At 72.1% G+C, this 10379-nt stretch carries 10 protein-coding genes; 4 read left to right on the top strand and 6 right to left on the bottom strand.

All coding sequences use genetic code 11. From position 1 onward, the window contains the following. The coding region (locus ACZ3II_RS43405; protein ID WP_465526739.1) for an arabinan endo-1,5-alpha-L-arabinosidase at positions 1-651 on the bottom strand (651 nt) is incomplete at its 3' end. A 338-nt stretch (positions 652-989) separates the two neighbouring features. Between ACZ3II_RS43405 and ACZ3II_RS43410 the strand changes: the two genes are divergently transcribed. Beyond that, complete coding sequence (locus ACZ3II_RS43410) at positions 990-2183, top strand: mannosyltransferase family protein (protein ID WP_465526741.1); 1194 nt, start codon at positions 990-992, stop codon at positions 2181-2183. A 73-nt stretch (positions 2184-2256) separates the two neighbouring features. Here ACZ3II_RS43410 and ACZ3II_RS43415 read toward each other — a convergent pair whose 3' ends face one another. From ACZ3II_RS43415 to ACZ3II_RS43425, 3 genes are all read right to left on the bottom strand, one after another. Beyond that, positions 2257-2565, bottom strand: a complete 309-nt coding sequence (locus tag ACZ3II_RS43415; RefSeq protein WP_465526743.1) for an STAS domain-containing protein — start codon at positions 2563-2565, stop codon at positions 2257-2259. 147 nt (positions 2566-2712) lie between these two features. Further along, entirely contained in the window at positions 2713-3852 is a 1140-nt protein-coding gene (locus tag ACZ3II_RS43420) for an acyl-CoA dehydrogenase family protein (protein WP_465526745.1), read from the bottom strand. A gap of 133 nt (positions 3853-3985) precedes the next feature. Then, the gene (locus ACZ3II_RS43425; protein ID WP_465526747.1) at positions 3986-4816 is read right to left on the bottom strand and encodes a hypothetical protein; all 831 of its coding nucleotides are present in this window, start codon (positions 4814-4816) and stop codon (positions 3986-3988) included. A gap of 76 nt (positions 4817-4892) precedes the next feature. On the opposite strand from ACZ3II_RS43425, the gene ACZ3II_RS43430 reads away from it, so the two are divergent. Beyond that, entirely contained in the window at positions 4893-5825 is a 933-nt protein-coding gene (locus ACZ3II_RS43430) for a LysR family transcriptional regulator (protein ID WP_465526749.1), read from the top strand. Between the two features lie 354 nt (positions 5826-6179). On the opposite strand, the gene ACZ3II_RS43435 is transcribed toward ACZ3II_RS43430, so the two are convergent. Next, positions 6180-7790, bottom strand: coding sequence for a methyl-accepting chemotaxis protein (locus ACZ3II_RS43435; RefSeq protein ID WP_465526751.1), 1611 nt, complete (start codon positions 7788-7790; stop codon positions 6180-6182). A 264-nt stretch (positions 7791-8054) separates the two neighbouring features. On the opposite strand from ACZ3II_RS43435, the gene ACZ3II_RS43440 reads away from it, so the two are divergent. Further along, the gene (locus ACZ3II_RS43440) at positions 8055-8450 is read left to right on the top strand and encodes an Lcl C-terminal domain-containing protein (RefSeq protein ID WP_465526757.1); all 396 of its coding nucleotides are present in this window, start codon (positions 8055-8057) and stop codon (positions 8448-8450) included. A 19-nt stretch (positions 8451-8469) separates the two neighbouring features. On the opposite strand, the gene ACZ3II_RS43445 is transcribed toward ACZ3II_RS43440, so the two are convergent. Then, positions 8470-9429: a PaaX family transcriptional regulator gene (locus tag ACZ3II_RS43445; protein ID WP_465526753.1), complete on the bottom strand. Its 960-nt coding sequence runs from the start codon at positions 9427-9429 to the stop codon at positions 8470-8472. Between the two features lie 299 nt (positions 9430-9728). On the opposite strand from ACZ3II_RS43445, the gene ACZ3II_RS43450 reads away from it, so the two are divergent. Continuing rightward, positions 9729-10379, top strand: a 651-nt coding sequence (locus tag ACZ3II_RS43450; RefSeq protein ID WP_465526755.1) for an arabinan endo-1,5-alpha-L-arabinosidase, incomplete at its 3' end; no start/stop codon positions are given.

Genomic DNA, 10379 nt, shown 5'->3' on the forward strand with positions numbered 1-10379 from the left:
CGAGCGCAGGCCGGTCGACGGGTTGAGGGCGATCTGCTGGATGCCGGACCAGAACGAGCCGAAGCTGAGCCACCAGCGGCCGGAGGCGTCGACGGTCAGGTTCGGGTCGATGGCGTTGTAGTTGTTCGACGAGCTGGACGCGATGACCAGGCCGCGGTTGGTCCAGGTGCCGGACGCGCCGGTCGGGCTGGTGGCCAGGAAGATCGCGGACCGGTTGGAGCCGAACGTGGATGCCGAGTAGTACAGGTAGTACTGGCCGTTGTGGTAGGAGATGTCCGGCGCCCACAGGTTGGCGCTGCCGCCGGTGTAGGTGGTGGTCCACGGCGCCCCGCCGGGGAACACGGCGCCGGCCTCCCGGAACGTGGTGCGGTCGGTGGAGGTGGTCAGGCGGATGTTGTTCCCGGTCTGGGCCACGATGTACGTGCCGCCGGGGGTCTTGACCATGGTCGGGTCGTGGGTGCCGACCGCGCCGGACACGACGCCCGGGTGGGGATAGGCGGCGGGCGGGGTGGTCGGGGTCGCGGCGACGGCGACGGGCGCGGCGGGTTGCACGGCGGCTTCCGCGTGCATCGTCACGGCGGTCAGGGCGGCGACGGCGGCGGCGACCGGCATGACGAGCAGGGCTCGCCGGGGAATCCGGTACCTGGACATGAGGTCCTCCATTCGGTGCCCGCAAGCCGGGCCCAGGGGGGACAGTGGCCGGCTGCGAACAGGGGGATGAGCGCTAACAACTGATCCGCGGCCCGCGGGGGATGGGCGGGGCGGCGTCTGGCGCGGCATCCACTGTGCCCCGTGAGTTAAATCGTGTCAATCGGCATCTATGAATCAGTCCGGTCTTCGGCTTTGCTCTATGTGAGCGATAACAGCCCCGGCCCCGCGGTGGAAATTCTCCCGTGGGTGCAACCGTCGAGGGCGGACGTACGTCAAGACGGTATGAACGATCTTGGTCGTGGCCCGGCCCGCATGCGCGCCACCCCGCGGAAACCGTCATGACGGCTGCTCTCGCGCCCGCCGTCCCGGTGCCGTCCCGGGCGCCGGACCGATCGGGACAGGGCTGGCGCGGGGCGATGCTGGCGGCCGGTGCGGTGTGGTCGGTGGTCACCGTCGTTCACCTGGCCGTACGGATGCTGGCCTGGCTGCCTCGCGACCACGGTGGACCGGCCCCGGCGGCGGTCGAGCTCCTGACCGGCTTGAACAGGTGGGACACCGAGCACTACCTGCGGATCGCCGAGGCGGGCTACCACACCGACCCCGCGTCGCCCGCCTTCTTCCCCCTGTTCCCGATGCTGATCCGCGCTGCGGACGCGATCGTGCCCGGCGGGGCGCTGGTCGCCGCTCTGCTGGTCGCCAACGTCGCGGCGTTCGGAGCGCTGGCCGTGGTCCACCGGCTGGCCGACAGCGAGTTCGGCCCCCGGGTGGCGCAGCGGGCCACCTGGTACCTGGCTGTCTTCCCGACCGGCTTCTTCCTGTTCATCGGCTACAACGAGTCGCTGTTCATCCTGCTCATGACCGCCGCCCTGTACGCCGGGCGGCGTGGCTGCTGGTGGTGGGCCGGCTGTCTCGGCGCGCTCGCCTCGGCCACCCGGTTGTTCGGCGTCCTGCTGGTGCTCCCGCTGGCCGTCGAATACGTCCGGCAGGCCGGCCGGCCGGGACGCCGCCCGCGCCCCGATCTGCTGAGCCTGGCGCTGATCCCGATGGGCGCCGCGCTCTACAGCCTGTACTGCCTGGTCGCCCTGGACGATCCGCTGGCCTTCAGCACCGCCCAGGACCAGTGGGGCCGCGAGTACACCCTGCCGGGCGGCGCCTGGGTGAGCGCCGTGGAACGGGCGCGGGGCGGGCTGCTGAGCGCGGACACGCTGGGCGCCGCCATCGACGCCGGCACCGTCCTGCTGGTAGCGGCTCTGCTGCTGCTGTCCGTGGCCGGGCCGTTCCGGTTCCGCCCGGACCAGATGTACCTGACGGCGCACGGCGTGCTCATCCTCGTCCTGCTGCTGTCCACCACCTCCTGGTTCCGGCCGATGATGTCGTCCGCCCGCTACGTCCTCGAGGTGCTGGCGGTCTTCCTCGTGCTGGGCCGGCTGGGCGCCCATCCGGTGGTGGACCGGACGATCCTGCTGGTCGGCGCCACACTCCACGCGACGTTGCTGCTGATCTTCACCGCCGGCACCTTCTTCGTGGGCTGACGGCGGCCGGGCCGGCCGTCTGCGCCGCTCCCTGTCGACCGTGGGGGGCGTATCGGCGGCGCGGATCGAACCGTCAGGGGCGGGTCAGCGGCTCCAGCAGGCCCACGATCTCCAGGACCCGGCGGACGCCCGGCTGGGGGTCGGTGACGCGGAGACGCAGCCCACGGTCGGCGGCGGCCGCGTACTCCTCGTCGAGGGCGGCGATGCCCGACGAGTCGCAGAAGGTGACGTCCGCGAGGCTCACGACCACCTCGCGGACCCCGGAGGAGGTGATCGCCCGGCGGATGACCCGCTGCACGTCGTCGGCGGTGGCGAGATCGAGTTCACCGTACGGCCGGATGCGGACCACGCCGTCGGCCGGCCGCACGCTGTGAATGATCATCGGTGGTCTCCTGCAAGGCCGTGATGGCCGGATGGAGATGACCAACCGGTGTCGCGCCGCCCGGCGCCCTCAGCTCCGATAGTTGCTGTCCGGCAACCATAGCGCGCCGGGCCGCCCGTTCCACCATCCTCGGTGAGGGGCGGGCGCTCAGTAGGACAGCGGGGTCGGTGAGCCGAGCATGGCGGCGCCGTGACCGGTCAGCCAGCCCTCGGCGGCTGCCGCGTGCTGGCTGAAGGTGTGCATGTCGCGGAAGCGGCGCTGGATCGGTGACGCGTCGCGGGCGGCCTGGCCGCCGCTGGCCCGGTAGCAGGCGTCGACGGCGGCCGACGCGGCGTCGGTGACCCAGGTCAGGGTGGCCGAGATGCGGGGACCGATCGCGGGCAGCCCGGCCGGGTCGGAGGCGCACAGCGTCCACAGTTCGTCAGCGGTGGATTCCAGCAGGGCGCGGGCGGCGCGCACGGTGACGTCGGCCCGGCCCAGGCCGGTCTGGAAGAGTGGGCTGTCGGCGAGACGGGTTTTCGCGTACAGCCGCTGTTTGCCCTCGGCGGCGAGGCCGGCGGTGGCGTCGAGGGCGCCCTGGGCGATGCCGACCGCGACGGCGCCGAGGTGCAGGATGAAGTGCATCAGCGGCGCCACGAAGCCCGGCCCGGGAACGCAGGGGACACCGGCGAACAGGTCGAACGTATGCTCCTCGGGAACCTGGACGCCACGGATCTCGATGTCGTGCGAGCCGGTGCCGCGCAGCCCCAGCACCTGCCACGTGTCGACGATCCGGGCCTCGGAGGCGGGCACCAGCACCGACCGCAGCACGGGCGGCCCGTCCGGCGCCCCGGCGGGCAGGACCACGCAGTTGCCGAACAGCCAGTCGGCGTGCGTGCAGCCGCTCGCGAACGCCCACCTGCCGTCGGCCAGGTAGCCGTCGGCGGTGCGGGTGGCGGTGCCCTGTGGGTTGAAACCGCCGCCGACGATCAGGTCGGGGCCGGCGGCGTACATCTTGTCGAAGGTGTCCCGGGCCAGGAAGGCGAGCAAATGCGGCGTCTCCGAGCCGATCATCACGGTCCAGCCGACCGCCGGGTCGGCGGTGGCCAGGGCCTCCAGCACGGCCATCCCGGTCCGCAGGTCGATCTCGTGGCCGCCGTGGCTGCGGGGCACGAACATGCGGAAGAAGCCCGCCGCCCGCAGTTCGGCGACCAGATCGGCGGGCAGTCGCCGGGCCCCGTCGAACTCGGCGGCGCGGGCCCGCAGCGACGGCGCCATGGTCCGGGCGCGGCTCACCAGGTCATGCATGTCTTCTCCTGCCACTCGTCACAGTGGACTGATCCTGCGGTACGCCAGGGGTCGGGCGCTGTCCGGAATCGGACTGGCGGCGACCTGGGACCGTCTCGGCGAGAATCGGCGCCGGAGAACGTTGTCGAGCGACTCACGGTGTCTTGGTGAGTGCTCTGACGGCGGAGGACGTGGACGTCGACGGGCGCCCCCGTCCGGCGTGATGCGCCGAGCCGGCGGCGGGGGCGATCGGGACGCGCCGCCAGGTCAGGGCCGCGGTTGCCGAGCATGCGAGGAGCCCGATCCCGACGGCGGCGAGGCCGGCGACGGGGGTGGTGAACGCGACCACGAGGCAGAAGGTCAGATAGCAGGGCAGGCTTCGGACGAGGCCGCCGAGGGCGTGCACACCGGCCGGGGCCCCGTCGCGCAGCACGGTGACCACAGCGAGGATGGTGCACATCGTCGGGAACGCCGCGATCGCTCCGGCGACATCGGGGCCGGAAAGCCGGCTGGCGAGTACCGCGATGACCACGACCACCGCGGCGCTGAGGCTGCTCAGGGCGATGCCGGACCAGTGCCGGGGTGCGGGCCGCTGCGGCCGGCCGGCCGGCATGAGCCGTGGGCCGACCGCGAGCGCGGCGACCGCGACGCCGACCGCGAGCAGGTCGGGCACGTGCTGGACGGCCAACGAGCCCGCGACGTAGACCGGGACCCCGACCCCGATGCCACGCAGCATTCCCCACCGGCGCAGGGCGCGGGCGAAGGCGATACCGAAAGCAACCTGAGCGCCGACCTGGGTGGCGGCGCTGAGCGCCATCGTCCCGGCCACGTGCGGGGTCGCGTCGGCGGCGACAGCGACCACCGATACCGCGAAAGCGATGGGCAGCGCGGCGATCCAGCCGGCGGCCGACGGGCCGAACTGCCGTTCCACCAGAGCGGCGGCTGCCATCACGGCCGGTGCGAGGAGGAGCGAGACCAGGAGCATGTCGTCAACGGTCCCCGACCGAACCGTTCTCGACCAGCGCACGTTTCCGACGGAAATTCGTAGGAGAATCCGAAGAATGGAGTTACGACGTCTGCGCCTGCTGGATCATCTGGCCCGGCTCGGTACGGTGTCGGCGGTTGCCGAGGCCCTGTCCTACAGCCCGTCGAGCGTGTCGGCGCAGCTGGCCCAACTGGAACGCGAAGCAGGCGTCAAGTTGCTGCGCCGCGTCGGCCGCAATGTCGAACTCACCCCGGCGGGGCGTCGGCTGGCCGCCTACGCCACCGACGCCCTCGCCGCGGATGAGGCGATCCGGACCGAACTGGCCACCGTCGCCGACACGCCGAGCGGACGCCTGCGCATGACCATCGTGCAGACACCCGCTCTCGCCCTGCTGCCGGCGACCCTGGACCGGCTCACCGCCACCGCACCTGACCTGCAGGTCGAGGTCCACCAGCGGGAGACCGCCCCCGCCCTGGACGAACTGCGCTCCCGCGCCGTCGACCTCGTCGTCGGCATCGAGTACGACCCGGTCCCGCTCGCCCGGCAACGCGACATCACCCGCCGTGACCTGATGCGCGAGGACGTCCTCCTGGCCGTGCACCCCGGACATCCGCTGGCCGCTGACCTGCCGATTCCGCTCGCCGCCTGCGAACCCGCGGTCTGGGCCACCGGACACCGCGGTACCGGCCTCGACGCGGTCCTGCGCAACGTCTGCAACCGCCTCGGCGGCTACGAGCCCCACATCCAGCACCGCAGCGATGACGGACTCGTCCTCGGCGCCCTCGTCGCCTCCCGTAGAGCCGTCGCCCTGCTCCCGACCCTGCTGACCACAGCGCTACCCCAGATCACCGCCCACCCGATCCGGGAAGAACGCCTCCAGCGCACCATTTTCACCGCCACCCGCACCACCGCCGCCGAGGCGCCGGCCGTTGCCGCGGTACAGGACGCACTGCGCACCGCCGCCGCCGGAATCGCACGCGACCACCATGAAGTCGACGCCATGCCGTGACGCCCGTCGGTCCCACCGGCGACCGCACGCCGCAATGACACTTCGAGACACGGCCTCACTGCAGTTCAGAGAATGTACGGCCGCGAATAGCATCGGCCCCACGGGTTCCCGCGTCCCGGGCCCGGGGCGGCACGTTCCGCGCTGACGGCCAGATCACCGGCGGGGGAGGGGTTTGGCCGCAGCTACTATTGCACTTGTCTTGCAGGTACCAGAAGATGGCATCTGGAGCGGGTGTTGCTTGGCCGTGACGCGAAGTTCCCGACGAAAGGGCGCACCGGTCCGCGATGATCCAGCAGCCGGTGCGCCCTTTCGCGGTTCACACGGTCCCCGGCCGGCTCCGGCGGTGGCTGGGACTCAATAGCGGAAGCGCTGCACCAGGCCGCGCAGATGTGCCGACATCTCCGCCAGTTCCGTCGCGGCGGCCCGGGCCTGGTCGATGCCGGTGTCGGTCTGCTGTGCCGTGGTCGCCACGGCCTGTACGGCGACGGCGATGTCGGTGCTCCCGGCGACCGTCTCGGAGACGCCGCGGCTCATCTCCCGGCTGGTGGCGCTCTGCTGCTCGACCGCCGCAGCGATCGTCGTCTGATGGGCGTCGATGTCGGCCACGACCAGCCGGATACGGTCTATCGCGTCGCCGGCGGCCCGGCTGCTGGCCTGGATGGCCTGCACCCTGCCGATGATGTCCCCGGTCGCCCGGGTGGTCTCCTGGGCCAGGTCCTTGACCTCGCCGGCGACCACGGCGAAACCCTTCCCGGCCTCCCCGGCGCGAGCCGCCTCGATGGTGGCGTTGAGAGCGAGCAGGTTGGTCTGCTCGGCGATCGCGGTGATCGCCTTGACCACCTCACCGATCTGCGCGGAGCTGGCGCCCAGTTCCGCGACGGTGGCGGTGGAGGCCTCCACCGCCTGCACCGCCTGCTGACCGGCCTGCGCCGCGGTCGCGGCGCTGCGGGCGATCTCGGCGATGGCCTGGTCCATCTCCACCGAGCCGGCGGCGACCGCCTGCAGATGCTGGGAGACCTGTGCCGCGGCTCCGGAGGCGCGGGCCGCCTCCGTGGTGGTCGTCGCCGATCCGGCGGCGAGCCGGTTGCTGGTGCCGGAGAGTTCGGTCGACGCCTGCGCCAGCGTGTCGGCGCTGTCCGCCATCGCCTGCACCGTCTCCCGCAGGCGGGTGGTCATGGCGTCGATCGCGGCGCCGAGCTGGCCGGTCTCATCGCTGCCGGTGAGCCCGGTGGTGGCGGTCAGGTCACCGGCGCCGACGCTGTCCAGGACCGCGATGCTGCGCCGCAGCGGGCGCACCACCGAACCGGTGACCAGGCGGCTCAGCACCAGGGCCACGACCACCGCCAGCAGTCCGGTGCCCAGGACGGCGGCGACCACCAGGCGGCCCACCCGGTCGACTTCGACGGTCAGCTGGTTCACCCGTGCGGCCACCGACGCGATGACCTTCTCGGTGGAGCCGAGCAGGTCGCTCCAGGCGCTGTCGAGTGGGTCGTTGAGGATCTCGTACGCCTGCCGGAGAGCACCGGGGGTGCCCTCGGCGATGAGGGTGACCATCCGGTCGTCCAGGCTGAAGTAGGTGTCCCACAGCTGCCTCTGCCGGTCCAGCTCGGCACGTTCCGCGTCGATCATCGCCGCGCGGTCCAGTGCTTTCAGCAGCTCGTAGACCGCTGCCTTGGACTCCAGCAGCCCGGCCCGGTTGTACGCATCCGGCTTGACCGCGGCCGGGCCACCGGTGACCAGCGCCTCCGAGTAGATGTAGCCCTGCCAGCCGCTGATGTCGGCATCCAGATAACGCAGCTCCTGCATCTGATCCGCCAGGGCCCGCAGCCGGGTCAGGTCGGTCTGCAACTGCCGCTGCCGATGGGCGCCCCACGCGCCGGCGCCCGCGACGATGAGCAGCAGGACACTCACCATGGCGAAGGCGCCACCGAGCCGGGTGCCGACGGAGGTGTTTCGGACCCGCATGTCCATGTCTGCCCTATCGGCCGGTGACGACAGCGGCTGAGATTCGCTGGCCGCCCTGCCCGGCGACCCGGAGCCGGTGGCGCAGCGCGCACCGGTCGTCAGCACCACCGCGCCGCCGCGTCCTACCCCCTCCGCGTCGGCCCCGGTCCGGCCATCGACCGGTCGGCGTTCCCCGGCACCCTGGCGGCGTTCTTCTGGACCTCGTCACCGTGGGCGGTCGGCGCCCAGCCGGCCCGGGCCTGGATCATCAACTTCTCCGAGGGCCTGACCAGCAACGCCGCTGATCAGTCCGGCGCCGGGACCGGACGGCCCGCGTACCGCGTCACCGCCGGTCAGGTCACCGATCCGGCCACCGGCCTGGTCTGGCAGCGGGCCCGGCCGGCGGGGAGGGCCACCGGTTACTGCGCGGACCTGGACCTCGGCGGTGGATCGTGGCGGCTGCCGACCATCCAGGAACTCGCCACCACCGTGGACGAGACCAGGGTGGCCCCGGCGATCGACCGGGACGCCTTCCCGGGTACGGCGGAGGGCGCCCCGTACTGGTCGGCGACGCGTCCCGTACCGGATCCGGCGGCCCGGTGGGCCCTCAACTACGACGACGGGTTCACCACCTACCGCAAGGCCGCCACCGGCTACGTCCGGTGTGTTCGCAACGGCTGACGCGGGGGCCGGTGGGTGCTCAACGGTGGATCGCCGGGGCGGTGCCCGCCTCGAGCCCGGCGACGGTGTTGGCCCGGATCTCCGGTGGCGGGCCGACGGCGTACGTGGCGACCAGATCCCGTACGTGCCGCTCGGCCCGGGTGGCCAGTCCGTCGTAGACGCCGGCGAAGGTGTCGCGGGCGGCCTGCCGCGGCCATCCCGGTGGAAGGAGCCGGTCGGGCAGCTGCGGATCGAGGGTGGAGAACCGGCGGTAGGTGTCCATCACCTCGGTACGCAGACGGACCGCTGTCACACCGTCGACCCGCTCGTCCGCTTCGAACCCTCGCCAGTGCCGGATGAACCGCTCGTACTCGGCGGCGATGGCGGGAAGGTCCCAGGCGTCGATGGGGTTGCGGCCGCCGGCGCCTGTCAGGTCCAGGTGGCGGGCGCGGAACATCGTCGCGGTGGCAGGGCGTAACGCGGCGGCATCGCCCCATGCCGGGGCGGAGAACTCCCGCGGCGAGATCCATAACGCGTCGTACAGCGGCGCGAAGCCCATCCAGCGCAGGTGGCCGCGCAGCGCGCGCCGCTGCACCGCCGCCTCCTGGGGCAGGGAGAACGCGAGCAGCGTCCACCAGCCGTCCCACGTCGCGGCGCCCGACCCGTAGGAAGCGACCCACTCGCCGCCGGCGCGCAGATGCGCCGCGACGGCGGGGGTGAGCCGGTACCGGGTGTGCCGGCCCTGGCGGTCGCTCTCCAGGACGCCGCGGCGGGCGAGGCGGCTGATCGCGGTCCGGGCGCCGGCGGCGCTCACCCCCGACTCGGCGAGCAGGGCGACGATCGCCGCGGACGGCAGCCAGGCCTGCGTGTGGACGGTGTAGTCGGCCAGCAGCGTGACGGTCCGGTCCTGGGGTGAGCTGCCGGTCTGTCGCCGCGGCAGCCGGATGGAGCCCTCACTTCCACTGGCGAAGATCTCGTCGATGTCGAACGGGTAGTCCACGGGCGCTCCGGCTGTGCAGGCTGATTTCAGACCCGACTCTAGGGGCTGGCGGGTGCGGTGCCGCGGCCGGCGAGTCACCTGAGGGAAACCACATATCAACTTCTGTTTATTGACTGTTAAAAGTTCGGGAGGCACACTAAGTGCCGCATGATGTGAGTCACTCGGCGGTCCTGCTGCCGGGTCCTGGCCATGGCCTCTCCATGACGCAAGTTGTTAGCGCTAACAGTCGCGCTTGACGTCCCGGTTGATCCACCCCCTCCAACTCGCCGGACGTCAGCGCCCGAGCAAAGGACACCCCCATGTCCCAGTACCGGATCCCTCGGCGAGCCCTGCTCGTCGTGCCGGTCGCGGCCGCCGTCGCCGCCCTGACCGCCGTGACGATGCACGCGGAGGCCGCCGTGCAACCCGCCGCGCCCGTCGCCGTCGCCGCGACCCCGACCACCCCGCCCGCCGCCTATCCCCACCCGGGCGCGGTGTCCGGCGCGGTCGGCACCCACGACCCGACCATGGTCAAGACCCCCGGCGGCACGTACATCGTGGCCCAGACCGGCGACAACATCACCTTGACCACCTCGACCGACCGGACCAACTTCCGGGCGGCGGGAGCGGCGTTCCCCAACGGCGCTCCGTGGACCCTGACCTACACGCGCGGCAGCGCGCATCTCTGGGCGCCGGACATCTCGTACCACAACGGCCAGTACTACCTGTACTACTCGGCGTCCACGTTCGGCGAGAACAAGTCGGCGATCTTCCTGGCCACCAGCCCGACCGGCGCGTCCGGCACCTGGACCAACCGGGGCCTGGTCGTGGAGTCGCGCAGCACCGACAACTTCAACGCGATCGACCCGAACCTGATCGTCGACGCCAGCGGGCGGTGGTGGCTGAACTTCGGCTCGTTCTGGTCCGGCATGCAGCAGATCGCCCTGAACCCCACGACCGGCCTGCGCGCC

It is taken from the genome of Actinoplanes sp. NPDC019969 (genome assembly GCF_055562375.1).

What these genes read in the sequence shown, in the direction of transcription:
- ACZ3II_RS43420 (WP_465526745.1), bottom strand. Translation starts at nt 3,852, where the DNA reads ATGCATGACCTGGTGAGCCGCGCCCGGACCATGGCGCCGTCGCTGCGG.
- ACZ3II_RS43430 (WP_465526749.1), top strand. Translation starts at nt 4,893, where the DNA reads ATGGAGTTACGACGTCTGCGCCTGCTGGATCATCTGGCCCGGCTCGGT.
- ACZ3II_RS43425 (WP_465526747.1), bottom strand. Translation starts at nt 4,816, where the DNA reads ATGCTCCTGGTCTCGCTCCTCCTCGCACCGGCCGTGATGGCAGCCGCC.
- ACZ3II_RS43435 (WP_465526751.1), bottom strand. Translation starts at nt 7,790, where the DNA reads ATGCGGGTCCGAAACACCTCCGTCGGCACCCGGCTCGGTGGCGCCTTC.
- ACZ3II_RS43410 (WP_465526741.1), top strand. Translation starts at nt 990, where the DNA reads ATGACGGCTGCTCTCGCGCCCGCCGTCCCGGTGCCGTCCCGGGCGCCG.
- ACZ3II_RS43415 (WP_465526743.1), bottom strand. Translation starts at nt 2,565, where the DNA reads ATGATCATTCACAGCGTGCGGCCGGCCGACGGCGTGGTCCGCATCCGG.